Origin of the sequence: Nonomuraea sp. NPDC050536, assembly GCF_044457685.1 — a bacterium.
Taxonomy (GTDB): Bacteria; Actinomycetota; Actinomycetes; order Streptosporangiales; family Streptosporangiaceae; genus Nonomuraea.
The window spans coordinates 55933-79219 of record NZ_JBITHD010000022.1; the positions used below are offsets into that span (position 1 = coordinate 55933).

The window sequence follows — 23287 nt, forward strand, 5'->3', positions numbered from 1 at the left end:
TGCCTCCTTCAACCATCGAGACGGATCGCACCCGCCACTTGGTTCACGGGAAATCGCGCGATCAACCCGCCGTCCTGGGCCACCAGCGTGCCGCCGTGGAGCACCGCGATGTCCCGCGCGATGGCCAACCCGAGTCCCACGCCGCCGCCGTCCCTGGCCCGCGCCTCGTCCAGCCTGGTGAACCGGTCGAAGACCGCCTCTCTGTGCTCCGGCGGGATCCCCGGACCGTCGTCCAGCACCTCCAGCACCGCCTGGTCGCCCTTGCGCGCGACGCGGACCACGACGGTCCCGGCGGCATGCCGTACGGCGTTGTCCACGAGGTTGGTCACCAGCCTGGCCAGGTGGCCGCGCGAGCCCTGGATGACCACGTCGGGCTGGACGTCGAGCTCGAGCCGCACCTTGGAGGTGGTGTGGCGCAGCGACTCCTCGGCGGCCACCTGGCCCACGTCCAGCTCGTCGGTCAGCATCGGCTCCCCGGCGTCCAGGCGGGCGAGCATCAGCAGGTCGGCGGCCAGTGTCTGCAGGCGCTCGATGTCGCGCAGCGCCTCGCGGGTCAGCTCGCTTGGGTCGGCCAGCTCCAGCCTGGCCCGCAGCGTGGCGATCGGGCTGCGCAGCTCGTGGGCGGCGTCGGCGACGAAGCGCTTGTGCGTCTCGACGGCCGTCTCCAACCGGTCCAGGGTGCCGTTGACGGTCCCTGCCAGCGCCGCGACCTCGTCCTTGGACTCGGGGACCGGCACGCGCTGGTGCAGGTCCCTGGCGGTGATGTGGGCGAGCTTGGTCCTGATCGAGGCCACCGGCGCCAGCGTGCGGCCCACCGAGAACCACGTCATCCCCGCCACCACCAGCAGCAGGGCGGGGATGCCCGGCAGCAGCGCGCGGTTGAGCGTGTCCAGCGCCTCCTGGGCGGGCGCCAGCGAGGCCCGGGCGTAGACCGTGGCAGGACCGGCCTCGGTGCTGATGGTCATGCTGGCCACCGCGAAGTCGCCCGGCTGTGCCCAGGTCGTCACGGAGGCGTCGTCCGCCGGCAGCGCGGTGGTGACCGAGCCGTTCTTGCCCACGATCACATCGGGATCCGGCGCCTTCTCCAGTCCCACCGCCGGCTTGCTCTTGGCCCTGTACCCCTGGAGCACCAGCGGCGCCGCCAAAACCGCGCGCCTGGCCGCCTCGGCGTCGGCGCTGTCCTTCAGGCTGGCGCGCAGCGCCGTGACCAGCACCGCCGCGGCGATGCCCAGCGCCACGGCGACGACCAGGGTGGCCGCCAGCGTCGCGCGGACCCGCACCGATCTCATTGCGCCTCCAGCCGGTACCCGGCTCCGCGCACGGTCACCAGGCTCGACCTGCCGAACGGCTGGTCGATCTTGCGGCGCAGCGCGCTGATGTAGACCTCGACGATGTTCGGGTCGCCGTCGTAGGAGAAGTCCCAGGCCTGGGCGAGCAGCTCGCTCTTGGAGACCACCTGGCCGGCGCGCCTCGCCAGCCCGTGCAGCACGGCGAACTCCTTCGGCGTCAGCGCGATCTCCGTCTCGCCCCTGCGGCACCGCAGCCCGGCCGGGTCGATCACCAGATCGCCGACCGTGATGGAGACCGGCCGCTCCCGGCCGCCCCGCCGTACCAGGGCCCTGAGTCTGGCCAGCAGCACCACGTAGGAGAAGGGCTTGGCCAGGTAGTCGTCGGCGCCGGTGTCGAGGGCCTCGGCCTCGTCGTGGACCCCGTCCTTGGCGGTGAGCATCATGATCGGCGTCCAGTTGCCCTGCTCGCGCAGCCGCGAGCAGATCGCGTACCCGTTCAGCCTGGGCAGCATCACGTCCAGGACGATCACGTCGTAGGGGTTCTCGCTCGCCATCCACAGGCCGTCGCGCCCGTCGTGGGCCACGTCGACGGCGAATCCCTCGCCCGTCAGTCCGCCCTTGACCAGATCGGCCAGCCGCTGCTCGTCCTCCACCAATAGCACTCGCACGCCACCCAGGGTCCTACACGGCACCTAAAGCCAACCTGAAGATCATTTAGGCCGTCTTCAGGATCACTTCAGGTACGGCGGGCCACTCTGTGGGCGTTCACCGAGAGAAACAGGAGATTCCATGTTCAAGCGACGCATCGTGATCCTCGGGGCGGCCGGCTTCCTGGCCCTGGCCGGTCTGGGCGGATCGGCGCTGGCCGCCGCCAACGACGACGACCCCGGCAAGACCGACGGCGCGGTGACCTGCACGACCAGCGACGGTCAGACGCTCCACCTGCAGGCAACCGCCCCCGTCATGATCGACAAGGACGGCAAGATCAAGCAGGGCGACCCGTCGGACCTGCCGCCCGGCGCCGTCAAGGCCTCCCCGGCCACCCCGCTTCCCTCGCTTCCCTCCGGCGCGCCCGCGCCCAACACCGGTGCGGACGACCAGACGTTCACCGAGGCCGCGCCGGTCACGCCGGCCACGCCGGCGAAGCCGGGCGAGAAGGTCGAGGGCGGCTTCATGATGAAGCAGGAGGGCGGCAAGGCGACGACGCAGAGCCTCGACTCCGCCGGTATCCCGCCGAAGGACGGTAAGGCCATGGCCTTCACCGTGAAGTGCGTCAAGGACCAGTAGCCCCGTCGAAGGAGGGGTGCGGTCCGAGCGCCCAGTACTCGAACAGCCCGTGTCCCACCCGACCGTCGTACTCGAAGCGGCCGACGGCGTCGACCATGCCCCACATCCGGGCGGCGTCGTCGGGCAGCCTGTAGGTGACGCCCTGCACCACCGGTCCCACGCCCTGGTACATCCCGTGCTTCCAGTCGGGCTCCAGGCCGTATCCCGTGCCCACCATCAGGTGCACGGGCAGCAGCGGCGTGCAGGTCACTTCCAGCTTGCCGAAGGTGATGGTCGCTTCGACGACGTCGCGGGTGCCGGGGGCGTACACGGGATGGTATTCGGGGCGGCCCAGGTACTCCTCGCGCCCGTCGGCCCAGACCCTGGTGGCCTCTTCCAGGACCCTGCGGCCCTGCTCGTCCTCCTGGACGATGCAGAGGATCGCGTGGTCGTCGAACTGCATGGGGGCGTACAGCCAGTAGAACGTGCCGGGGTTCTTGACCTGGATGCCGGGCGGTTCAGGCTCGCCGACCGGCCTGATCCCCCAGGACCGGTCGCGGGTCCCCTGCCAGCGGTCCGGAGTGACCTGGATGTCCTCCGTACCGATCCTGATATTTCCGGACCAGCGGCCTGTCTGGGCCAGCCGTACCGAGTCGAACACGACCCTTTCCTGCCAGCGGATGAAGTGCCGTGGCTCCAGTGTCGCCGGGATCGTCCCCTCCCAGGTGAGGTCGAAGGACAGGCCATGCTCGCTGGGCTCCAGGATCACCCGGAGCCTCTTGAGTCCTTCGATGACCTCCACCCGGAAGGGGCCGATCCCGGTGTCCATCCGGTCGGCGCCCAGCTCGCGGGAGGCGCGCACGACTCGGTGCAGGTCGGGCGTGCGGATGCAGGCGAACGCGTCGGTGACGCCGAGGTTGGGGTACTGGCCGACCCCCACGATCAGCATGAGCCGACCATCGGCGTGCTTATGGTCGCGCCCGCTTCGCTGCTCGTTGGCATCGCGAGCTCGCTCTCTCCCAGCGAGCTCCTGCGCTCCGTTATGGCAGTTGAAGTAGTACCGGTCGTAGAAGTTGCGGTCGGAGGTGGCCACGTGCCGCATGACCTGGGGTGCCTGGTGGATGGGGTAGTCGTCGAGCGGTGACAGTGTCATGACGCTCGTTGTAGCAAGCGCTTGGTTTCAGGTCAACGAAAAAGTGCGCCCCTTCCTCCGAGGGAAAGGGCGCACTTTCTCGCGATAAATCGCTACATCTGGTCGTCGATCTTGCCCGCGACCTTGTCCGCCGACTGGGCGGTCTTGTCCGCCTTGTCGCTGACCCACTGAGAGGCATCCGAGGCGGAGTCCTTCATGTGCTCGGTCCACTGCTGGGCGTTGCGGCGGTAGAACAGGTATCCCATTCCGCCGACCGCCGCGCCGGTCATCAGCATGATCATCGGCCAGCGCCGCGATTTGGGCGGCGACGGGTCGATCTTCTTGGCGGCCTTGGTCATCATGTGGCTGACCTTCGGCGCGATCTCGTCCTCGACCCGGTGGGCGGCCTCTTCCAGCCGTGGTGCGGCCCAGTAGCGGGCGTCCTCGATACGCTGGGCGGTGGCCACCTTGGCCTGGCCCGCCATCGGACCGATTCGTTGGCCGGCTCTTGCGGCCTGGGCCTTCATTCGGCCCATCCACGTGGTTGGAGTTACCTTGACCACGCGGCGTCTTCTTAGTGTCAGGGACACGACAACCTCCCCTGTCGTTGGGGCCCCGGAGCGTGACCTTCCCGGTACAAGGCGGCTCAATCATGGCGGCCCGTGGGAGGATGGCCCGAAGGGCCCAACGGCCGTAGTCATCAAGACACCACAGAACCAACCCTGTGCATAGAGGGGGGCAGCTGTCTCGTGGCTGAGAAGCTGATCGCTAATCTGAAGACCAACCACGGCAATATCAAGGTAGAGCTCTTCCCGAACCGGGCTCCGAAGACGGTTCGCAACTTCGTCGAGCTCGCCGAGGGCACCCGCGACTGGACCCACCCGGGCACCGGCGAGAAGAGCTCCGACCGTTACTACGACGGCACGATCTTCCACCGGGTCATCTCCGGCTTCATGATCCAGGGCGGCGACCCGCTCGGCCAGGGCATCGGCGGCCCCGGCTACGAGTTCGACGACGAGATCCACCCGGAGCTCTTCTTCAACCGCCCGTACCTGCTGGCCATGGCCAACGCCGGAAAGCGCTTCGGTAAGGGCACCAACGGCTCGCAGTTCTTCATCACGGTGGGCCCGCAGCCCCACCTGAACGGCAAGCACACGATCTTCGGTGAGGTCGTCGAGGGTCAGGACGTGGTCGACGCCATCGCCAAGACCCGGACCGACGGCCGCGACCGTCCCGTCGAGGACGTCGTCCTCGAGTCGGTCACCTTCGACCGCGTGCAGGGCTGAGCCGGCGGCGCATGGCCTGGCGGAACGCGGCACGCGCTGCCAGGCCATAGGCTGCGGTCATGACCAGCCAGCCGCCGAGCCCGACCCCGCAGCCATCGGAGCAGGTTCCGACGTGCTACCGGCATCCCGACAGGGAGACCTGGGTCCGCTGCCAGCGCTGCGACCGGCCCATCTGCCCTGACTGCATGCGCGACGCCTCGGTCGGCTTCCAGTGCCCCGAATGCGTCGCCCAAGGCAACAGGGGAGTACGGCAGGCCAAATCGACCTTCGGCGGCACCGTCGTACGGACCGCGGTCGTCACCTGGACACTCCTGGCACTCAACGTGGTGGCCTACGGCGTGGAGACGCTGGCCCCCGACTTCGTCCTCGGCCGGTTCGCCATGTGGTCGCAGGGCGTGAACCAGGGCGAGTGGTGGCGGCTGATCACCGGCACGTTCCTGCACAGCCCGCTCACCTTGGGAGGGCTCGCGCTCACCCACATCCTGTTCAACATGTGGGCCCTGTACGCGATCGGTCCCGCCCTGGAGAGCCGCCTGGGTCACCTGCGCTTCCTGGCGGTCTACCTGCTGTCCGCGCTCGGCGGCTCGGTGGCGGTCTACCTGTTCGGCGTCTCGGCGGTCGGCGCGTCCGGGGCGATCTTCGGCCTGTTCGGCGCCCTGTTCGTGGTGAGCAGGAAGCTCGGCTACGACGCCCGCGGGGTGCTCTGGCTCATCGGCATCAACGTCGTGCTGACCTTCGTCGTCGCCGGGATCAGCTGGCAGGGACACCTGGGCGGCCTGGTCACCGGCACGGTAGTGGCGGCCGCCTTCGCCTACGCGCCCGCCAAGAATCGCAACGCGATCCAGCTGGCGGCCGCGATCGGCATTTTCGTGCTCCTGGCGCTCGTGCTCGTAGTCTTTCCGCCCCTGGCGGGCGCCTCCCTGACGGGGTGAGGATGCTCCTTCCCCAGGGTGTGGAAAAGACTGTGGAAAGAACTAACGCCAGCGGGTGGAAAGCACCACACCGAAGATGATGAATACGAACCCGATCAGCAGGTTCCACGTCTGGAGATCGCGGAGGAAGACGGTCTGCGGAGCCACGTAGTACACGGCGATCCACAGGATGCCGATGATCCATGCAGCCACCATGGTCGGCGCCAGCCACCGCGGGCTGACCTTGACCTGCTGGGACTTCTGCGGCGGGGTGTAGACCGCCTTCTTGCGGGCCTTGGACTTGGGCACTGGGTAACTCCTGCTGAGGGCCTGGGCTTCCGGATCGTCCACAGGCTCTTCGTTAAGCGTAGTTGAAGCGGGCCCCAGGATAGCCGCCACGCGCATGACATGGCGATCCCGGACGATCCGATCAAGTCCCCATACTCTGGCAGAGTGAGGGTTTTGCTACGGAGCGTAGGGGAGCTGAGCATCACGGGGGGCGTTGTCATGCTCCTCTTCTGCGGCTACCTGTTGTGGGGAACCGGTGCCTACACCGCGCGCATGCAGCTGGTCCTGGAGCAACAGCTGCTCGAGGACCGGCAGGACGACAAGCCGGTCGATCATGCGGCCGGCAAGCTGGACAAGATCGAGCTGGGACACGCGGTGGCCATGCTCCGCATCCCCAAGCTCGGCGCCGACTACCACTACGCCGTGGTCGAGGGCGTGGACGAGGAACACCTCAAGCAGGGGCCAGGCCACAAGCCCGGCTCGGCGATGCCCGGCAAGGTGGGCAACTTCGTCATCTCCGGACACCGCACCACCTACGGCGCGCCGTTCAACCAGATCGACAAGCTGAAACGCGACGACGAGATCATCGTCGACGCCCGCGAGGCCCGCTATACCTACCGGGTCACCTCGCAGGACATCGTCGACCCGTCGGACGTGGACGTGACCGCCCCCGTCCCCGGCAAGCCGGACATCCGCCCGATCCGGGCCTACATCACGCTCACCACGTGCCATCCCGAGTACTCCGCCGCCCAGCGACTGATCGTGTACGGCGTGCTGAAGACGACCGAGCCCAGGAAGGAATGAGCGATGTACGCGTGGCTGTGGCGGAAACTGCCCGGGAACCTGGGGATCAAGCTGCTGCTGACCGCGGTGCTCGTCGCCGTGGCGGTGGCCGTACTCTGGTATGCGGTCTTCCCGCTGCTGGAGCCAGCGGTGCCGCTCGATGAGGTGACCGTCAAGACATGACCCGCGTCCTGGTCGTGGACAACCACGACAGCTTCGTCCACACGATCGTGCAGTACCTGCGCGAGCTGGGCGCCACGTGCGACGTCCGGCCCCGAGACGGCGTCCAGGTGGACGACGCCGAGGGCTTCGACGGCGTGCTGGTGAGCCCGGGACCCGGCACGCCCGAGGCAGCCGGGGTGAGCGTGCCCCTGGTCCACTACTGCGCCGAGCGCGGCCTTCCGCTGCTCGGCGTCTGCCTGGGCCACCAGGCCATCGCGGTCGCCTACGGCGCCGTCGTGGCGCAGGCGCCCGAACTCGTGCACGGGCGCACCAGCCCGGTCGAGCACGACGGACGCGGCGTCTTCGAGCAGCTGCCCTCGCCGGTGCGGATGACCCGCTACCACTCGCTCGCCGTGCTGCCCGGCAGCGTCCCCGAGGAGCTCGAGGTGACCGCGAAGACCGCCGACGGCGTCATCATGGGCCTGCGCCACCGTACGGCGCCTGTGGAGGGCGTTCAGTTCCACCCCGAGTCCGTGCTGTCGGAGCACGGTCACCGGCTGCTGGCCAACTGGCTGAACGCCCTCGTGTAACGCGAAAGCGGCGGAGAACGACTCATCTAGTGAGCGTCCCCCGCCGTTGCCCCCGAGCGGCCGGGGGCGCTTTCGTTTTCAGCCCGTCAGCCCAGCGGGTTCCCGTCGCCCGTGTCGTCCTGCGTGGGATCGTCCGTGGGCAGCGTCGGCTGGTCCGTCGGCTGGTCCGTGGGTTGATCGGTCGGCTGGTCCGTCGGCTGCGCCTCCGGTCCGCTGGAGACCACGATCGTGATGGTCGTGCCGGGCGGCAGCTTGGTCTTCTCCGGCGGGTTCTGCTGGATGACCGTGCCCTTGGGCAGGTCGCTCGCCTGCGGGACCACCTTGACCTTGAACCCCGCGGACTTGAGCATGCTGGTCGCGTCCTGCTGGGTCAGGTTCGTCACCGGCGGGACCGCGGTCAGCTCCTTGGGCACGTACAGCGTGACCGTGCTGCCCTTGTCCAGGCTCTCGCCCGCCTTCGGGTCGGTGTCCATGACCTTGCCCTGCGCCTTGCCGGACAGCTTGAACTTGACCACGCCGGAGAGCTGGTTGTCCTCCAGCATCTTCTTGGCATCCTCGACCGACAGGCCGACCAGCCCGTCGGGCACCTTGACCTTCGCCACGCCCTTGGAGACCTTCAGCGTGACCGTCGCGCCCTTGGCCACGGCGGTGTCCGCGGGCGGGTCCGTGCTGATCACCGTGCCCTTGGCGGCCTCGTCGCTGTTCTCCTCGACCACCACGGGCTTGAGCCCCATGCTGGTCAGCTGCTGCTGGGCGTACTTGACGTCCTGCTGGGCCAGCTCGGGGACCTTGAGCGTCGCATCCGGCGTGCTCTTGGTGCCGAGGAAGGCGTAGCCGATGCCGATGAACGCGCCGATGACCAGCAGCGGGATGATGATCCACAGCGCGGTCTTGAGCGCCTTGTTGCCTCCAGAGGCGGCCCGCCTGCGGCCGCCGCGCCCGCCGCCTCCGCCGCCCTCGCCGTACTCGTACGGCGGGACCGCGGTCGTGCGCTGGGTGGCGGGCCCCGCGGCCGACTGGGTGGCCGTCATCATCCGGGTGCCCGCGCCCTGCTGGTTGGTCAGCGCCATCGTCGCGGCGTCCGTCGGCATGCCGGACATCGCCCGCTGGATGTCGGCGCGCATCTCGCCCGCGCTCTGGTAGCGGTGGGCCGGGTCCTTGGCCATCGCCTTGAGCACGATCGCGTCGGCCCACGCCGGGATCTCCGGATCGATCTGCGACGGCGGGATCGGCTCCTCGCGTACGTGCTGGTAGGCGATCGCGACGGGGGAGTCGCCGGTGAACGGCGGCTGGCCGGTCAGCAGCTCGTAGAGCACGCAACCGGTGGAGTAGATGTCGCTGCGCGCGTCGACCCGCTCACCGCGCGCCTGCTCCGGCGACAGGTACTGCGCTGTCCCTATCACCTGCGCCGTCTGCGTCATCGTGGCGGCCGAGTCGGCCATCGCCCGTGCGATGCCGAAGTCCATCACCTTAACGTCGCCGGCGCGGGTGATCATCACGTTGGCCGGCTTGATGTCGCGGTGCACGATCCCGCCGCGGTGGCTGTAGTCCAGCGCCCGCAGGATGCCGTCGACCAGCTCGACCGCGCGCTCGGGCAGCAGCCGCCGATCCTGGCGCAACAGGTCGCGCAGCGTCCGCCCGTCGACGTACTCCATCACGATGTAGGGCACAGGGGCGCCGTCGGTGGTGTCCTCGCCGGTGTCGTAGACCGCGACCACGGCCGGGTGGTTCAGCGACGCCGCGGATTGGGCTTCACGGCGGAAACGGGCCTGGAAGGTGTGGTCTCGCGCCAGGTCCGCCCGGAGGGTCTTGATCGCGACGATGCGGTCCAGCCGGATGTCTCGGGCACGATACACCTCGGCCATGCCGCCGCGCCCGACGACACCGTCGAGCTCGTAGCGACCTCCGAGTAGCCGAGGCTGAGTCATTTCCTGCACTGTCCCTTACCGTTCATCTTGGGTACCGGCCTGCTCGGGGGCCGCCGGTGTCCATCATCGACCCCGAGGCGCATCACGTCTTCTCCTTTGGCGGGTTTATGTCACCCGGGCCCGGCGTGGCCGTCGGTGTCGGAGTTGTCGGCGTCGTGGTGGGCGTGGGGGTTGGTGTCGGAGTCGGGGTCCTGATTGTCTTGGTCGGTGTAGGCGTCGGCTTCTGGGTCGGAGTTGCCGACTTGCTTACCGTAGCCGACCGTGAGGGTACCGGCCGCGTCGACTTGGCCGGAACCACAGTGGGTCGCCGAGTCGGGGATTTGACCCTCGACGGCTTCTGCACCGGGCTCTGGATCGCCGAATCCGACGGGTCGGCCACCTCCGGCGGCGCCTGCTGCGCGCTCTGCTGCGCTATCGAGATCACGCTCAGCCCCACCGCGGCCACTGCACCCGCGGTCGCGACCAGCGCGAACGCCCGCCTACCCCGCCTCCGCGGGGCTGCCCCGCCGGTCGCGGGCGCGGTCTGGACGTGCGTCGGGGCCTGTGCCGCGAACTCGGCGCCGCCGTACATCCCTGACTCGGTCGGCGTGGCAGGCCCGCCGTACGGGCTGGGGTCGGTCCGGGCGGACGGCCCGCCGTACGGGCGCAGCTCGGCGTCGCGATAGGCGTGCGTGTCCGCGCTCTCGGAGTACGGCGGGCGAGCACGGAACCCGGACGGGTCGGTCAGCATGCTGAGCTCGGCGCCGTCCTGATGGGCGGCGGACAGCGAGTCGCGCAGCACGAAGGCCCTGTCGGCCACCTCGCGTGCCGAGCCGGGCCGGCGCGCCGGGTCCTTGGACAGCAGCGCCATCACCAGCTCGCGCACCGGCGGCGGCACGTCCACGCCGAGCGGGGGCGGCGGCTCGCTCAGGTGCTGCAGCGCGATCGCCACCTGGCTGTCGGCTCGGAACGGCGTGCGTCCCGCCAGGCACTCGTAGGCCACCACGCCCAGCGAGTACAGGTCCGTGGCGGGTGTGAGCTGGATGCCCTGGGCCTGCTCGGGGCTGACGTACTGGGCGGTGCCGAGCACGGTGCCGGTCTGCGTGACCGGGGCCGCCTCCAGCGCCCTGGCGATGCCGAAGTCGGTGACCTTGATGACGCCGTCGCGGGTGACCAGCAGGTTGCCCGGCTTGACGTCGCGGTGGATGACCCCTGACGCGTGCGCGGTGTGCAGCGCCTTGGCCGTCTGGTGCACCACGTCGAGCGCCACGTCCGGGCCGAGCGAGCCGTTGCGCGCCAGGATCGCCGACAGCGGCTCACCCTGCACCAGCTCCATCACCAGATAGGCCAGATCCTGCTGCTCGCCGTAGTCGAAGACCTGGGCGATGCCGGGGTCGGACAGCCCCGCGGTGATCCGCGCCTCGTTGCGGAAACGGCCGAGGAAGGTGGGGTCGGCGGAGATGTGGCTGCGCAGCACCTTGACGGCGACCTCGCGGGCGAGCAACTCGTCGCGGGCACGCCAGACCTCCCCCATGCCGCCGGTGGCGATGCGGGAGACCAGGAGGTAGCGGTTACCCAGCCGCATGCGGCTCCGTCACTTGAGTACCGCCTCCATGATCGACTTGGCGATCGGCGCGGCCGTGTGGCCGCCCGTGGCCTCGGCGCCGACGTTCGCCGCGCCGGACTCGACGATGATCGCCAGCGCGATCTTCGGGTCGTCGGCTGGGGCGAAGGAGATGAACCAGGCGTGCGGGGGCTTGCCGTCGGCCGTCTCCGCGGTGCCGGTCTTACCCGCTACTTGGACGCCCGGGATCTGCGCGAGGTTGGCAGTGCCGTTGTTGACGACGCTGACCATCATCTCCTTGAGCTTGGCCGCGGTGTCGGTGCTGATCGCCTCCGACAGCTGCTCGGGCTTGGCCTCGTTGATCGTGTCGCCCTTGGGGTTAGTGATCTTGTTGACCAGGTACGGCTTCATGACCTTGCCGTCGTTGGCGATCCCGGCGGCGATCATGGCCATCTGCAGCGGCGTCATCTGGTTGCTTCGCTGGCCGATGGAGGTCATGGCCACGGCGGCCTTGTCCTCCTTGGGGCCCACAGAGCTCGTGGACACCGACATCGGGACGGCGATCTGCTCGCCCATGCCGAACTTGGCGGCCTGCTCGCGGATCTTGTCATAGCCGAGGTCCATGCCGATCTTGGCGAACGGCGTGTTGCAGGACTTCTCCAGCGCGTAGATCAGCGGCACCTGGCCCTGGCCGCACGCGGCGCCGCCGTAGTTGGGCAGGCTGATGTTGGTGTTGGGCAGCGGCAGCCGCTGCGGCGCCTCCAGCACGGTCTGCGGGGTGCGGCTGGAGTCGTCCTCGAGGAACGCGGCCGCGGTCACCACCTTGAACGTCGAGCCGGGCGGGTAGGTCTGCCTGATCGTGCGGTTGAGCAGCGGCTGACCCTTGTCCTTGTCCAGTTCGTTGTACCGGTCGAAGACCTTCTTCGTGTTGGTCCCCGACAGGTCCGCCGGATCGTAGGTCGGCAGCGACACCATGGCCAGGATGGCCCCGCTCTTCGGGTCGAGCGCCACCACCGCGCCGCGCTTGCCGCTCTGGCGCAGCGCGTCGTAGGCGGCCTTCTGCGCCTTCGGGTTGATCGTGAGATCGACGTTGGCGCCACGGTTCGGCTCGCCCGTGAACAGGTTGATCCCACGCTGGAGCAGCAGGTCGGGGCTGGTGCCGTCGAGCATCTTGTTCTCGGCCCCCTCGATCTGCGAGGCGCTCACCGGCGAGAAGAAGCCGGTGACGTGGGCGTAGAGCGGGCCTTCCGGATACTCCCTGACGAATCTGGTGTCGTTGCTCTTGGTGTCCCTGGACTGGGCCAGGATGACCTTGCCCTGCGCGGTGATGCGGCCGCGCTGGACCGAGTAGCGGTCGAAGAAGTTGCGGCTGTTGCGCGAGTCGTCGCGCAGTCCGTCGGCGCGGACCGCCTGCAGGACGTTCACATTGATCATGAGCAGCGCGAACATGGCAAGGCAGGCAACCGCCACGCGCTTGAGGGTGCCGTTCATCGCTGGAACACCTGGGTGAGTCCTTCGTTCTGGATCGCCTGGGGCGGAGGACGCCGCGCCGAATCCGACATGCGTACCAAGAGTGCGATAAGGATCCAGTTAGCCAGCAGGGCGGATCCGCCCTGTGACATGAACGGCGTGACCAGGCCGGTCAGCGGGATGAGGTTGGTCACCCCGCCGACGATGATGAACACCTGCCAGGCCAGGATGAACGACAGACCTCCCGCGAGGAGCTTGGAGTAGGGGTCGCGCGCGGCGAGCGCGGTACGCAGCCCGCGCTGCACGATCAGCGCGTAGATCATCAGGATCGCCATCAGGCCGGTCAGGCCCAGTTCCTCACCGGTGGCGGCGAAGATGAAGTCGGAGAAGGCCAGCGGGATCAGCCTGGGATGGCCCTGGCCGAGCCCGGTGCCGAGGATCCCGCCCGCGCCGAAGCCGAACAGGCCCTGCATCGTCTGGTAGCTCTTGCTGCACATCGCGTCGCCCGGCGGGGACTGCAGGCAGATCGGGGCGTTGCCGTAGTAGACCGGGTTGGTGGGGTCGAGCCAGACGTCGAAGCGGGCGCCCACATGGGAGAAGATCTGGCCGGCGATGTAGGCGCCGCCGACGAAGAGCAGGATGCCGATCAACACCCACGACGTGCGCTGCGTGGCGAGGTACAGCATGATCACGAACGCGCCGAACAGCAGCAGCGAGGAACCCAGGTCCTTCTGCATGACCAGCACGCCGATGCTGACGCCCCAGGTGATGAGCACAGGGCCCAGGTCACGGGCCCTGGGCAGGTCGATGAACAGCAGCCGCCGCCCCGCCAGCGCCAGCACGTCCCGCTTGGCGACCAGGTATCCGGCGAAGAAGATGACCAACGCGATCTTGGCGAACTCGGCCGGCTGGATGGAGAAACCGCCGACGCTGATCCAGATCCGCGCGCCGTTGATCTCCTTGCCCAGCACGGGGATCATCGGCGAGATGAGCAGCAGCAGCCCGATCAGGCCCGCGGTGTAGGTGAGGCGCTGCAGCGCGCGGTGGTCGCGCAGCACGATCAGCGTCACCGAGAAGAGGATCACACCGACGGCGGTCATGATCAGCTGGTTGGTGGCGGACGCGCCCGCCTGGCCGCCCTGCTCCAGGCGGTAGATCATCACCAGCCCGATCCCGTTGATCAGCGTCACGAGCGGCAGGATCAGGGGATCGGCCCACGGGGCGAACTTGGCGAGCACCAGGTAGGCGGCCAGCATCAGGCCACCCAGGCTCAAGCCGTAGGTCAGCGTGCCCGCGGGGATCTTGTCGTCCAGCGCCAGGCCCACGTTCGCGTAGGCCGCCATCACGATCACCACGGCGAAGGCGAGCATGAACAGCTGGGCCCCGCGCCGCTTGGCGGGCATCAGGGCGGGGGAAGCGGAGACTTCGCTCATCTATCGCGACTTCGTCCTCGTCGCGGCGGGCGTGGGAGTCGCGCTCGTCGTCGTCTGGGGCTTGTCATCGCTGGCGAACTTCAAGTCGTTGACCTTCGTGATGCCGTCGGCAAGGCTCGTGACCTCGATGCCGTCCTTTATCCGGGCCTGGTCGGGGGCGGAGAGATTGGAGACAGACTTGCCCGTGCTCTGCGCCACCGAGAACAGCTGGAACGGCCCGACCTCCTGCGGGATGCCGCGATACACGACCACCTCGTCGCCCCTGGCTCCGACGAAGTACTGGTCCTGGGTCCAGTTCCAGCCGAAGTAGCCGCCGATGCCGACCACGACGACCACGACGGCGAGCACGGTGACCAGCACGGGCCACGCCCGACGACGCTTGACAGGACGGCGGGAGGCTCGCGCCTCCGGCTCGTCGAAGTCGTCATCGGAGATCACCGGCTGGGGTGCGGTCACCGCGCTTCCTCGCCCCGGCGAGGTGTCCTGGGGGTTCGATCGCAGGCGGTTCATGCCCGCCGCGCCCACCACGGCCGCCTCGGCGGGCACCTGTTGACCGTCGGTGAGCTCGATCACGTCCGCCAGCACGCAGGTGATGTTGTCCGGCCCGCCGCCCCGGTTGGCCAGGTCGATGAGCTGGCGGACGACCTCTTCAGGGTCGTCGAGGTTGGTCAGCGTGGCGTGCAGCGTCTCGGCGCTCACCACGCCCGACAGGCCGTCGGAGCACAGCAGGTACCGGTCGCCCACCTGCGCCTCGCGCAGCGTCAGATCGGGATCGACCTCGCCGCTGCCGTCCAGCGCCCGCAGCAGTATCGAGCGCTGCGGATGGGTGGCCGCCTCCTCCGGGGTGATGCGCCCGTCGTCGACCAGCTGCTGTACCAGCGTGTGGTCGTGGGTGATCTGGTAGAGCTCCCCGCGTCTGAGCAGGTAGGCGCGCGAGTCGCCGACGTGCACCAGGGCGACCTGGGTGCCGTGCCAGAGCATGGCGGTGAGGGTGGTGCCCATCCCCTTGAGGCTGGGATCTCGTCCGACCATCTCGTGCAGCTTGCGGTTGGCGTCGCGCACCGCGGCCTCGATGGCGTTGAGCAGGTCACCCCCCTGCTGGGCCTCGTCGAGTGAGGCCATTGCGGCGATGGCGACTGAGCTCGCCACCTCGCCGTGTGCGTGCCCGCCCATGCCGTCAGCGACGGCGAGCAGGCGGCCGCTAGCGTACGCCGAGTCCTCGTTTCCTTCGCGGAGGAGGCCGACGTCCGAGCGGGCGGCGTAGCGGAGTGCGATGGTCATTTGCGCAATTCAATGACTGTTTTGCCGACGCGGATCGGAACACCGAGCGGCACCGGGGTCGGGCGGGTGACTTTTGAGCGGTCGAGGTACGTGCCGTTGGTCGAACCGAGATCTTCCACGATCCACTGACCGTCCTGAGGGAAGAGCCGGGCGTGCCGGCTGGATGCGTAGTCGTCGCTCACCACCAGCGTGGCATCGTTCGCCCTGCCGATGGTGATGGGCGTCTCCGTGAGGTTAATGGTGGTGCCCTGCAACGGGCCACCCGTCACGACGAGCTGGCGTGGCTCACCCTTCTTGCTCTTGGGCTTGGCCACCGGTTTGGCGGGTTTCGCGCCTTTCCGCGGACCGGCGGGAGCCGTACGTGATCCGAACAAATCTGTCCGGATCACGCCGACTGCGGCAATGACGAAGAACCACAGCACCGCCAGGAAGGCGAGCCGGATCAGCAGCAGCGTGAGCTCGGACATGGACCGTTTGTCTACCCCTAATCGCGCCGGAACACCAGGGTCGTGCGTCCCAACGTCACTCGCGTGCCGTTCTGGAGCTCGATCCTGCGTACCGGCTGGCCGTTGACGAATGTGCCGTTCGTCGATCCAAGATCGACGAGGACCACCTGGGGACCTTCGACGCGCAACTCCGCGTGATGGCGCGAGACGCCGGGGTCGACGAGTCGAAGATCGCAGTCGGTGCCCCTGCCGAGCAGAGTCACCGGAGTGGTCAACTCGTAGGAGCGGTCGCCCTGCGGGTCGTCCTGGGTGGACACCAGCAGCCTAGGCCGTCCGTTGAACGCATTCGGCCGTGCGGGAGGCAGGTCGCTCGCCGGCTGGCGAATCTCGTCCTGCTCGACCGTCGCGCCGCGGATGACCCCCGACCGGATACGGAACAGGCCAACAGCCAGGTCGGCAGCGGTCTCGAAACGAACCCGGACCGGTCCCACGAAGGAGTAGCCCTGCTCCTTGGCGTACTCCCTGGCGAGGTTGGCCAGCTCGTGGCTGATGCTGTCGGCGTAGACCTCAAGCCGTTCGCTGTCGGTCGTGGACAGCTCGACCACGAAATCATTGGGTACGAGCGTCCGACCCTGAGCGACGATCGCCGCGCGCTCATCCATCTCACGCTGAACCGCGCTGGCGACCTCGACCGGCTGAAGGTCAGATTTGAACGCCCGCGCAAAGGCCCCCTCAACCAAGCCTTCGAGCCTTCGCTCGAAGCGCTGAAGGACTCCCACCGGGTACCTCCCTTCCTCCGTGCATATGACCCACGTGACGGTGTTTCCCGGCGCACTTCAGCTGTCGCGCCCAGCTCCTCCGCTCCCGTGTCTTATGCGATCGTATCCGGGTTCAGTACCACCGGCTGTTCCGTGCTACTGTTTCTCCGCACCCAACAAAGGGCGGGTGGCGGAACGGCAGACGCGCACGGTTCAGGTCCGTGTGTCCGAAAGGACGTGAGGGTTCAAATCCCTCCTCGCCCACGAGCCGACTAGGCGATCATGGTCGCAGCCGAGAGGCTGCTCCCCGTGGTCGCCTCGTTGTTTACACCGGGGGGGCGACCCCCCGGACCCCCCGGCCGCTTGCGCGGTTTGGGATCGTGGTTCCACTTCTCCCGGTTGCTTGCGCGGTTGGGATGGTGGCTCCGCTTCTCCCGGTTGCTTGCGCGGTTGGGATGGTGGTTCTACTTCTCCCGGTTGCTTGCGCGGTTGGGATCGTGGTTCCGCTTCTCCCGGTTGCTTGCGCGGTTGGGATCGTGGTTCCACTTCTCTTGCTTGCTGGGGTGGTTGACCCACCATGGCGAACGTTAGCCCCGACCCGCAAGGGCCGGGGCTTTTTTGTTTTTCCCTTACGGTTCGCGGAGCGTAAGGCTTGGCGCTTGCAAGTCGCTTTCGGATGGCTTTCGCTCTGAGCGGATTATGCTGCCGTGGCTCGGGTGTCCAGGAGTTCGCCCAGGAGGTCCGTGAGGCTGACCATGCCGATGACGTTCTCTGTCTGGTCGATCACCAGGGCCAGGTGCGCTCTCGCGTCCTGGAGCGCCGCTACGGCTTCCGGGACCTGGGTCACGCACGCCAAACGCGGCATGGGCCGCGCGAGCTCGCCCGCGGTGCTCTCAGGCGTCAGCAGGGCGTCTCGGGCGTGGAGGACCCCTTCCACGTGGTCGTGGGTGCCTACCAGGAGCCTGAGGTGGCCGCTCGTTCTTGCCGATTCCCTGATGGTGTCTGTGGTGGCCGTGGGCGGGACCATGGTCGTGGCGGCGATGGGGACCATGAGGCGTTCGATGCCTTCGGCTTCGAGGCGGAGGGCGCGGGTGAGCAGGTCGTGCTCCTCCCTGTCCAGCAGGCCCATGCGGCCCGACTCGCCGACCAGCATGGCGAGCTGGCGCGGGGTCCTGGTGGTGGCCAGCTCGTCGCGGGGCTGGACGCCGAACAGGCGCAGGATGCCGTTCGTCAGGGCGTTGAGCACGCTGAGCAGCGGTCTCATCAGCCAGGTGAAGGCCCTGAACGGGAGGGTCAGCACCATCGCGGCGCGCTCGGGGTGGGTCAGCGCCCAGGACTTGGGCGCCATCTCGCCGATGACCATGTGCAGGAACGTGACCAGGGCCAGCGCGATGATCAGCGAGATCGCGATCCGCACGCCAGCGGGCACGCCGACGGCGCCGAAGACCGGCTCCAGCGCGTGTTCGATGGCGGGCTCGGTCACCTGGCCCAGGCCCAGCGTGCACAGCGTGATGCCGAGCTGGGCGCCGGCCAGCATCAGCGACAGCCGCCGCCCACCGCCCACCGCGGACTTGGCGGCGAGCCTGGTCAGGCGGTTGCCGCCGGCGGCCACCTCCTCCAGGCGGTGGCGCCGTGCCGAGACGAACGCGAACTCCGCGGCCACGAACAGCGCGTTGAACGCCAGCAACGCGAGGCTGATGAGCAGCATCGTCATCGGGCCACCTCCGCGGCCTGCTGGACCGGCGCGAGCCGCACCCACTCGGGCACGCGGCGGTTGAGCGACAGCACGGTCAGCTCGGCCTCCGCCTCCTGCGGCTCGTCGGCAAACGGGTCGCTGTCGGGGGTGAAGGCCACCATGACCGAGTCACCGGGGTCGGGCATGCGACCCAGCCTGGCCAGCACGAGCCCGGCCAGCGTGTCGTAGTCGTCGCTCTCGGGCAGCGCGATGCCGGTGGCCCGCTCGACCTCGTCGAGCCTGAGCCAGCCTGGCACGTCCCAGACGCCGTCCGATTGTTCGACCGCGCCGGCCGGCTCCGGGTCGTTCTCGTCCATCAGCTCGCCGACCAGCTCCTCGGCCAGGTCCTCGACCGTGATCACGCCGGCCAGGTCGCCGTACTCGTCGATGACGCAGGCGATGTCGTCCTTGCCCGACCGCATCCTGTCCAGTACGGCCGGCAGCGGCAGCGAGTCGGGCACCAGCAGCGCGGGCCTGGAGACGTCGCGCACGGTACCGTCCTCGAGCCCGGCGGCCAGCAGCTCGCGTACGCCGGTCACGCCGAGCACGTCGCCGTCCTCGCCGAGCACCGGGTAGCGGGAGTGCCCGTACCGGCGGATGGCCTCGAGCAGCTCGGCGAGCGGCTGCCCGCTCCTGAGCACGACCACGCGGGGCCGCGGCACCATGATCTCGTCGGCGGTCCTGTCGCCGAACTCCAGCGCCCGCTCAAGCAGCTCCGACAGGCGCGGCGGCAGCTCGCCGGCCTGGGTGGACTCGGCGATGATCCGGGAGAGCTCCTCCGGGGTCGCGCCGTGCTCCATCTCCTCGATCGGCTCGATGCCGACGCGGCGCAGCAGGCCGGTGGCCGCCGAGTCGAACAGCCGCACCACGGGCCCCACCACGGCCAGGTAGACCAGCGTGGAGGCGGCCAGGAACTTGGCCACGGGCTCGGGCCTGGCGATGCCCAGGTTCTTGGGAGCGAGCTCGCCCAGCACCATCTGGACGACGGTGGCGACGAACACCCCGATCGCCACGGACACGCCCGTCACCATGGCGCTCGGCAGCGCCGTGAGCCAGGGGCGGACCAGGGCGGCGATGGCGGGCTCGGCCAGGAAGCCGACGAGCAGCGCGGTGACGGTGATGCCCAGCTGCGCGCCGGAGAGCATGAAAGAAAGCCGTGAGGTCACCAGCAGGGCCTTTTCGGCTGCCTTGTCACCGGCGGCGGCCTGCTCGCGCAGGATGCCGCGGTCGGCGGCGACGAAGGCGAACTCCTGGGCGACGAAGTAGCCCGTCGCCGCGGTGAGCAGGAAGAGGGCGATAAGCCCGAGATAGGCGCTCACCGTAGTGAGCCTTCAGAGGAACCCGTGCACTCGCACGGGCGACTACTCCAAGGGTCCGGAGCGGACACGATCATCCTTTCGATAGACGCAGTCCGTAAACCGTAACGATCCTGGTGGCTCCAATGTTTCCAGGGTGACGATCCGCGAGTTTGTGCGTACTTTTCCGTTGCAAAACCTTGGCGAGATGTCTGCACTGGTTGGTGACCCGACGTAGCGTTTATGGCACCCGAAGGAAGAGGACACCAGTGCAAGAGGACGAGCGGACGCGAGCGATGCGCCAGCCGGGCGACGGCAGGCCGCTGCCGCGCCAGGAGCCGGACCGCCTACGCTCCGGCGGCGCGCCCGCGCACCAGATCCCGTCCGCCCCCTCCGGCGATGACGAACCTCGCGCCCGCTCCCGGGTGTACGGCAAGCAGCGTTCGGGCGGCAGCCCCGTCAAGCCGCTGAAATCCGGTGGCGAGCCCGCGGCCCCCAAGCCGCCACGCGGTCCCCGCAGGCGCTTCCCGTGGGGATGGGCCATCGGTGTGCTGGCCGGGCTCCTGGTGCTGCTGCTGGTGGCCGCGGTCGGCGGGTTCTTCTGGATCAACGGCCGCATCAAGGGCATCGACGGCGTCCTGGCCGACTATCCGGGCAGGGTGGCCGACACGCCGGGCACGAACTGGCTGCTGGTCGGCTCCGACAGCCGTAAGGGCCTGTCGGCCGCCGACCGCAGGAAGCTGGCCACCGGCCGCGCCGCCGGCCAGCGCACCGACTCGATGATGCTGCTGCACATCTCCGACAACGGCGACAAGCCCACACTGGTGAGCCTGCCGCGCGACTCGGCGGTGACGATCCCCGGCAAGGGCCGCAACAAGCTCAACGCCGCCTACGCCTTCGGCGGGCCCAAGCTGCTGGTCCAGACGGTGGAGACCGTCACCGGCGTGCACGTCGACCACTACATGGAGATCGGCTTCGCCGGCTTCGTGGGCATCGTCGACGCGGTCGGGGGCGTCGAGATCGACGTGCGCGCCGACGTCAACGACCCCAAGGCCGGGCTGAACCTGAAGAAGGGCAAGCAGATGCTCACCGGCGGGCAGGCGCTCGGCTACGTCCGCACCCGCAAGGGCGGCGCGCTGCCCGACTTCGAGCGGACCAAGCGGCAGCGTCAGTTCCTCGGGGCGGTGCTGAAGAAGGCGACCAGCCCGGGCGTGCTGATCAACCCGTTCACCTCGATCCCGCTGGCGATGGCCGCGACCGACTCGGTCACCGTCGACTCGGGCAGCGGTGCCTTCGACATGCTGTCGCTGGCCAGGGCGATGGGCGGCAGCCCGGTCACCACGGTCGTCCCCTTCGGCGGCAACACCAACGCCGGCGGCGGTTCGGCCGTCCAGTGGGACAGGACCAGGGCGCTGGCGCTGTTCAACGCGCTCAAGGACGACAAGCCGGTCCCCCAGGAGGTCCTGGACAAGGGCTAGCCCAGGGCTAGCCCCCGGTGCTGGTCGCGGTGGTGGTGGCGGCCACGGTCATCGCCACCATGATGGCGCTGTTGATCGCCGCGATCGTCTGCGCGACGGCGTCGGCCGCCCAGGCGCCCTCGGCGATCTGCTTGATCCGCTCCTTGCTGGCCCCGGGGAAGGCCTTGCGGTCGAGCTTGGCCGCGTGCACCAGCGCGATGAGCACGGCGGTGCGCGGCTCGGGGTCGCCGCCCGCGAGCGCGCTGGAGACCCGGTCGCGGACCTCCTGCTCGACGGAGGGGTCGGCCTCGGGCCAGCGGGTGGAGGGGAACATGCCGAGCACCTTGCGGTGCTCCTCGCTGAGGACGCCGCGCTCGGCCAGCCCGGTCAGCAGCCGGTTGCGAAGCTTGCCCGACTGGAGCTTCTGCACCCACCACGCCGGCTTGCGCTCCTTGCCGTCCTCGGACATGCGGGCCAGTGCGGCGTCGAGCTCGGCCTCGCCGAGCGGGGTGGCGTCCCTGACCGCGACCTTCTTCTTCGACAGCTCCACCCGCTCGGTCACCGCCAGCTCGGCCAGCAGGGCTCCCGCCAGCGCGGTGTCGAGCTGAACGCCGCTGATGACGGGCTTGCCCTCCTCCTCGGTGTAGGCGAGTAGGAGCAGTTCCTCCGCGATCGTCACAGTCATGCTCAAGACATTAACGTGCGGTTATGGCTATTTCAGCGGACCTGCACGCGCTCGGCACTCCTTTGTTGGACAAGCAGCTCGCGCACCCCACCGTCGCCGGGATCGGGCGCGGCGACCTGCCAGAGCCGGTGTTCCGGTCGTGGCTTGAGCAGGACTACCTGTTCCTGCTGGACTACGTGCGCGTGTTCTCCCGGCTGGCCTGGCAGGCGCCCGCCGGGCACCTGGGCGATCTGGTGGACCTGGCGCACACCACCTTCCACGATGAGCTGAACCTGCACAGGTCCATGTCGGCGGAGTTCGGCGCCGACCTCGACGGCGCGGTCAAGGGGCCCGCCTGCGCGGCCTACACCGCTTTCCTCCTCGACGCGGCGGCCGATTACGCCGAGGGCCTGGCCGCGCTCTACCCGTGCATGTGGGGCTACTCGATGCTCGGCAGGAAGCTGGCCGAGAACCCGCCGGCCGAGTCGCGCTACCGGGCCTGGGTGGACACCTACGCCGACCCGGGGTTCGCGACGCTGGCCGAGCGCATCGCCCAGATGATCGACGAGGCCGCCCCCGATCAGGGACGGGCCAGGGAGCTGTTCACCCAGGGCATGGCGCACGAGCTGGCGTTCTGGGACGTGCCCTAACCCGTCCACAGCCTGTGGACAGTGCCCTTACCCTGGTGGCATGCCGGAACTTCCCGAAGTGGCATCGCTCACCGACTTCCTGCGCGAGCGGGCCGTCGGCCACTCGATCCTCGGCGTCGACGTGGTGGCCTTCCAGGCGCTGAAGACCTTCGATCCGCCGGTCAGCGCGCTGAGCGGCCTGACGCTCACCGCCGTGTCCAGGCACGGCAAGTTCCTCGACCTGGACTGTGACGGGCTGCACCTGATCTTCCACCTGGCCAGGGCGGGCTGGCTGCGTTGGAGGGAGGATCTGTCCGGCGCCAAGCCGGTCCGCCCCGGCAAGGGTCCTCTCGCGGTCCGGGTACGGCTGTCGCCGAACGAGCTGGGCCTGGCGCCGGGGTTCGAGCTGACCGAGGCGGGCACGCAGAAACGGCTGGCCGTCTATGTCACCAAGGATCCGCATGAGGTGCCCGGCATCGCCACGCTCGGGCCCGACCCGCTGGGCGAGGCGTTCACGGTCGAGGTGCTCAAGGGGATCTTGGGCGGTAGCCGTACGCAGATCAAGGGGTTGCTGCGCGACCAGAAGGTGATCGCGGGGATCGGCAACGCCTACTCCGACGAGGTGCTGCACGCGGCGAAGATGTCGCCGTTCAAGATCGCGTCCTCGCTGACCGACGCACAGGTCGCCGACCTGCACGAGGCCATCGTGACCACGCTCAGGGACGCCGTCGAGCGGGCGCACGGGCTGGCGGCCAAGGACCTCAAGGCCGAGAAGAAGTCCGGGCTGCGCGTGCACAACAGGGCCGGGCAGCCGTGCGACGTGTGCGGCGACACGATCCGCGAGGTGTCGTTCGCCGACTCCTCGCTGCAGTACTGCCCGACCTGCCAGACCGGTGGGAAGCCGCTGGCCGACCGCCGCATGTCCAAGCTGCTGAAATGAT

The 23287-nt window shown here is 68.9% G+C and carries 24 protein-coding genes and 1 tRNA gene; 10 read left to right on the forward strand and 15 right to left on the reverse strand.

Translation table 11 applies throughout. The annotated features are described in order from the left end of the window. Positions 1 to 8 precede the first annotated feature (8 nt). On the reverse strand, positions 9 to 1289 hold the full coding sequence (locus ACIBHX_RS42205) for a sensor histidine kinase (protein ID WP_397073337.1): 1281 nt from the start codon (positions 1287 to 1289) through the stop codon (positions 9 to 11). Beyond that, positions 1286 to 1957 (reverse strand): response regulator transcription factor, encoded by a 672-nt coding sequence (locus tag ACIBHX_RS42210; protein ID WP_397073339.1) that lies wholly within the window; start codon positions 1955 to 1957, stop codon positions 1286 to 1288. Before ACIBHX_RS42210 ends, ACIBHX_RS42205 begins: the two co-directional genes overlap by 4 nt. A gap of 121 nt (positions 1958 to 2078) precedes the next feature. On the opposite strand from ACIBHX_RS42210, the gene ACIBHX_RS42215 reads away from it, so the two are divergent. Then, positions 2079 to 2576 (forward strand): hypothetical protein, encoded by a 498-nt coding sequence (locus tag ACIBHX_RS42215; protein ID WP_397073340.1) that lies wholly within the window; start codon positions 2079 to 2081, stop codon positions 2574 to 2576. On the opposite strand, the gene ACIBHX_RS42220 is transcribed toward ACIBHX_RS42215, so the two are convergent. Together ACIBHX_RS42220 and ACIBHX_RS42225 are read right to left on the reverse strand one after the other, a co-directional pair. Next, positions 2563 to 3708 carry a hypothetical protein gene (locus ACIBHX_RS42220; protein WP_397073341.1) on the reverse strand — a complete coding sequence of 382 codons (1146 nt, stop codon included), beginning with the start codon at positions 3706 to 3708 and terminating at the stop codon, positions 2563 to 2565. The genes ACIBHX_RS42215 and ACIBHX_RS42220 overlap by 14 nt on opposite strands. Before the next feature lie 92 nt (positions 3709 to 3800). Beyond that, positions 3801 to 4172: a hypothetical protein gene (locus ACIBHX_RS42225; RefSeq protein ID WP_397073343.1), complete on the reverse strand. Its 372-nt coding sequence runs from the start codon at positions 4170 to 4172 to the stop codon at positions 3801 to 3803. A 264-nt stretch (positions 4173 to 4436) separates the two neighbouring features. On the opposite strand from ACIBHX_RS42225, the gene ACIBHX_RS42230 reads away from it, so the two are divergent. After that, a complete protein-coding gene (locus ACIBHX_RS42230) occupies positions 4437 to 4973 on the forward strand; it encodes a peptidylprolyl isomerase (protein WP_397073345.1) in 537 nt (178 codons plus the stop codon). A gap of 59 nt (positions 4974 to 5032) precedes the next feature. Then, complete coding sequence (locus tag ACIBHX_RS42235) at positions 5033 to 5905, forward strand: rhomboid family intramembrane serine protease (RefSeq protein ID WP_397073346.1); 873 nt, start codon at positions 5033 to 5035, stop codon at positions 5903 to 5905. Positions 5906 to 5947: 42 nt separating this feature from the next. Here ACIBHX_RS42235 and ACIBHX_RS42240 read toward each other — a convergent pair whose 3' ends face one another. Continuing rightward, on the reverse strand, positions 5948 to 6193 hold the full coding sequence (locus tag ACIBHX_RS42240) for a cell division protein CrgA (protein WP_397073348.1): 246 nt from the start codon (positions 6191 to 6193) through the stop codon (positions 5948 to 5950). Positions 6194 to 6292: 99 nt separating this feature from the next. On the opposite strand from ACIBHX_RS42240, the gene ACIBHX_RS42245 reads away from it, so the two are divergent. The 3 genes from ACIBHX_RS42245 to ACIBHX_RS42255 are packed head-to-tail and all read left to right on the forward strand — an operon-like array spanning position 6293 to position 7707. Continuing rightward, positions 6293 to 6976, forward strand: a complete 684-nt coding sequence (locus ACIBHX_RS42245; RefSeq protein WP_397073350.1) for a class E sortase — start codon at positions 6293 to 6295, stop codon at positions 6974 to 6976. Between the two features lie 3 nt (positions 6977 to 6979). Beyond that, positions 6980 to 7138 carry a hypothetical protein gene (locus tag ACIBHX_RS42250; protein ID WP_397073352.1) on the forward strand — a complete coding sequence of 53 codons (159 nt, stop codon included), beginning with the start codon at positions 6980 to 6982 and terminating at the stop codon, positions 7136 to 7138. Next, positions 7135 to 7707 (forward strand): anthranilate synthase component II, encoded by a 573-nt coding sequence (locus ACIBHX_RS42255; protein ID WP_397073354.1) that lies wholly within the window; start codon positions 7135 to 7137, stop codon positions 7705 to 7707. The genes ACIBHX_RS42250 and ACIBHX_RS42255 overlap by 4 nt, the downstream gene beginning before the upstream one ends. Before the next feature lie 86 nt (positions 7708 to 7793). Here the strand turns inward: ACIBHX_RS42255 and pknB are convergent, their stop codons facing one another. The 7 genes from pknB to ACIBHX_RS42290 form a co-directional block, all read right to left on the reverse strand. Further along, positions 7794 to 9635, reverse strand: coding sequence for a Stk1 family PASTA domain-containing Ser/Thr kinase (gene pknB / locus ACIBHX_RS42260; protein WP_397073356.1), 1842 nt, complete (start codon positions 9633 to 9635; stop codon positions 7794 to 7796). An 82-nt stretch (positions 9636 to 9717) separates the two neighbouring features. Then, complete coding sequence (locus ACIBHX_RS42265) at positions 9718 to 11199, reverse strand: serine/threonine-protein kinase (protein ID WP_397073358.1); 1482 nt, start codon at positions 11197 to 11199, stop codon at positions 9718 to 9720. A 9-nt stretch (positions 11200 to 11208) separates the two neighbouring features. After that, positions 11209 to 12669 (reverse strand): peptidoglycan D,D-transpeptidase FtsI family protein, encoded by a 1461-nt coding sequence (locus ACIBHX_RS42270; protein WP_397073360.1) that lies wholly within the window; start codon positions 12667 to 12669, stop codon positions 11209 to 11211. Beyond that, complete coding sequence (locus ACIBHX_RS42275; RefSeq protein WP_397073362.1) at positions 12666 to 14081, reverse strand: FtsW/RodA/SpoVE family cell cycle protein; 1416 nt, start codon at positions 14079 to 14081, stop codon at positions 12666 to 12668. The genes ACIBHX_RS42270 and ACIBHX_RS42275 overlap by 4 nt, the downstream gene beginning before the upstream one ends. Further along, positions 14082 to 15362, reverse strand: a complete 1281-nt coding sequence (locus ACIBHX_RS42280; protein WP_397073364.1) for a Stp1/IreP family PP2C-type Ser/Thr phosphatase — start codon at positions 15360 to 15362, stop codon at positions 14082 to 14084. After that, positions 15359 to 15829, reverse strand: coding sequence for an FHA domain-containing protein (locus ACIBHX_RS42285; protein WP_132505881.1), 471 nt, complete (start codon positions 15827 to 15829; stop codon positions 15359 to 15361). Before ACIBHX_RS42285 ends, ACIBHX_RS42280 begins: the two co-directional genes overlap by 4 nt. 17 nt (positions 15830 to 15846) lie before the next feature. Then, positions 15847 to 16587: an FhaA domain-containing protein gene (locus ACIBHX_RS42290; RefSeq protein WP_397073366.1), complete on the reverse strand. Its 741-nt coding sequence runs from the start codon at positions 16585 to 16587 to the stop codon at positions 15847 to 15849. A gap of 160 nt (positions 16588 to 16747) precedes the next feature. On the opposite strand from ACIBHX_RS42290, the gene ACIBHX_RS42295 reads away from it, so the two are divergent. After that, positions 16748 to 16830: transfer RNA gene (locus tag ACIBHX_RS42295), tRNA-Leu, on the forward strand. A 433-nt stretch (positions 16831 to 17263) separates the two neighbouring features. Here ACIBHX_RS42295 and ACIBHX_RS42300 read toward each other — a convergent pair. Both ACIBHX_RS42300 and ACIBHX_RS42305 read right to left on the reverse strand, forming a co-directional pair. Beyond that, on the reverse strand, positions 17264 to 18280 hold the full coding sequence (locus ACIBHX_RS42300) for a hemolysin family protein (RefSeq protein ID WP_397073368.1): 1017 nt from the start codon (positions 18278 to 18280) through the stop codon (positions 17264 to 17266). Beyond that, a complete protein-coding gene (locus ACIBHX_RS42305; RefSeq protein ID WP_397073370.1) occupies positions 18277 to 19620 on the reverse strand; it encodes a hemolysin family protein in 1344 nt (447 codons plus the stop codon). The genes ACIBHX_RS42300 and ACIBHX_RS42305 overlap by 4 nt, the downstream gene beginning before the upstream one ends. 245 nt (positions 19621 to 19865) lie before the next feature. Here ACIBHX_RS42305 and ACIBHX_RS42310 point away from each other — a divergent pair, with 245 nt between their 5' ends. Continuing rightward, the gene (locus ACIBHX_RS42310) at positions 19866 to 21074 is read left to right on the forward strand and encodes an LCP family protein (protein WP_397073372.1); all 1209 of its coding nucleotides are present in this window, start codon (positions 19866 to 19868) and stop codon (positions 21072 to 21074) included. 7 nt (positions 21075 to 21081) lie between these two features. Here the strand turns inward: ACIBHX_RS42310 and ACIBHX_RS42315 are convergent, their stop codons facing one another. Further along, the gene (locus ACIBHX_RS42315) at positions 21082 to 21738 is read right to left on the reverse strand and encodes a GPP34 family phosphoprotein (RefSeq protein WP_397073374.1); all 657 of its coding nucleotides are present in this window, start codon (positions 21736 to 21738) and stop codon (positions 21082 to 21084) included. A 23-nt stretch (positions 21739 to 21761) separates the two neighbouring features. On the opposite strand from ACIBHX_RS42315, the gene ACIBHX_RS42320 reads away from it, so the two are divergent. Both ACIBHX_RS42320 and ACIBHX_RS42325 read left to right on the forward strand, forming a co-directional pair. Further along, positions 21762 to 22367 (forward strand): TenA family protein, encoded by a 606-nt coding sequence (locus tag ACIBHX_RS42320; protein WP_397073376.1) that lies wholly within the window; start codon positions 21762 to 21764, stop codon positions 22365 to 22367. A gap of 40 nt (positions 22368 to 22407) precedes the next feature. Continuing rightward, positions 22408 to 23286, forward strand: coding sequence for an Fpg/Nei family DNA glycosylase (locus ACIBHX_RS42325; RefSeq protein WP_397073378.1), 879 nt, complete (start codon positions 22408 to 22410; stop codon positions 23284 to 23286). Position 23287 lies beyond the last annotated feature (1 nt).

Excerpts from the sequence above, each read along its gene's own strand:
- ACIBHX_RS42205 (WP_397073337.1), bottom strand. The coding sequence starts at position 1,289 with ATGAGATCGGTGCGGGTCCGCGCGACGCTGGCGGCCACCCTGGTCGTC.
- ACIBHX_RS42215 (WP_397073340.1), top strand. The coding sequence starts at position 2,079 with ATGTTCAAGCGACGCATCGTGATCCTCGGGGCGGCCGGCTTCCTGGCC.
- ACIBHX_RS42220 (WP_397073341.1), bottom strand. The coding sequence starts at position 3,708 with ATGACACTGTCACCGCTCGACGACTACCCCATCCACCAGGCACCCCAG.
- ACIBHX_RS42225 (WP_397073343.1), bottom strand. The coding sequence starts at position 4,172 with ATGGCGGGCCAGGCCAAGGTGGCCACCGCCCAGCGTATCGAGGACGCC.
- ACIBHX_RS42235 (WP_397073346.1), top strand. The coding sequence starts at position 5,033 with ATGACCAGCCAGCCGCCGAGCCCGACCCCGCAGCCATCGGAGCAGGTT.
- ACIBHX_RS42245 (WP_397073350.1), top strand. The coding sequence starts at position 6,293 with ATGGCGATCCCGGACGATCCGATCAAGTCCCCATACTCTGGCAGAGTG.
- ACIBHX_RS42250 (WP_397073352.1), top strand. The coding sequence starts at position 6,980 with ATGTACGCGTGGCTGTGGCGGAAACTGCCCGGGAACCTGGGGATCAAG.
- ACIBHX_RS42255 (WP_397073354.1), top strand. The coding sequence starts at position 7,135 with ATGACCCGCGTCCTGGTCGTGGACAACCACGACAGCTTCGTCCACACG.
- pknB (WP_397073356.1), bottom strand. The coding sequence starts at position 9,635 with ATGACTCAGCCTCGGCTACTCGGAGGTCGCTACGAGCTCGACGGTGTC.
- ACIBHX_RS42265 (WP_397073358.1), bottom strand. The coding sequence starts at position 11,199 with ATGCGGCTGGGTAACCGCTACCTCCTGGTCTCCCGCATCGCCACCGGC.
- ACIBHX_RS42270 (WP_397073360.1), bottom strand. The coding sequence starts at position 12,669 with ATGAACGGCACCCTCAAGCGCGTGGCGGTTGCCTGCCTTGCCATGTTC.
- ACIBHX_RS42275 (WP_397073362.1), bottom strand. The coding sequence starts at position 14,081 with ATGAGCGAAGTCTCCGCTTCCCCCGCCCTGATGCCCGCCAAGCGGCGC.
- ACIBHX_RS42280 (WP_397073364.1), bottom strand. The coding sequence starts at position 15,362 with ATGACCATCGCACTCCGCTACGCCGCCCGCTCGGACGTCGGCCTCCTC.
- ACIBHX_RS42285 (WP_132505881.1), bottom strand. The coding sequence starts at position 15,829 with ATGTCCGAGCTCACGCTGCTGCTGATCCGGCTCGCCTTCCTGGCGGTG.
- ACIBHX_RS42300 (WP_397073368.1), bottom strand. The coding sequence starts at position 18,280 with ATGACGATGCTGCTCATCAGCCTCGCGTTGCTGGCGTTCAACGCGCTG.
- ACIBHX_RS42315 (WP_397073374.1), bottom strand. The coding sequence starts at position 21,738 with ATGACTGTGACGATCGCGGAGGAACTGCTCCTACTCGCCTACACCGAG.
- ACIBHX_RS42320 (WP_397073376.1), top strand. The coding sequence starts at position 21,762 with ATGGCTATTTCAGCGGACCTGCACGCGCTCGGCACTCCTTTGTTGGAC.
- ACIBHX_RS42325 (WP_397073378.1), top strand. The coding sequence starts at position 22,408 with ATGCCGGAACTTCCCGAAGTGGCATCGCTCACCGACTTCCTGCGCGAG.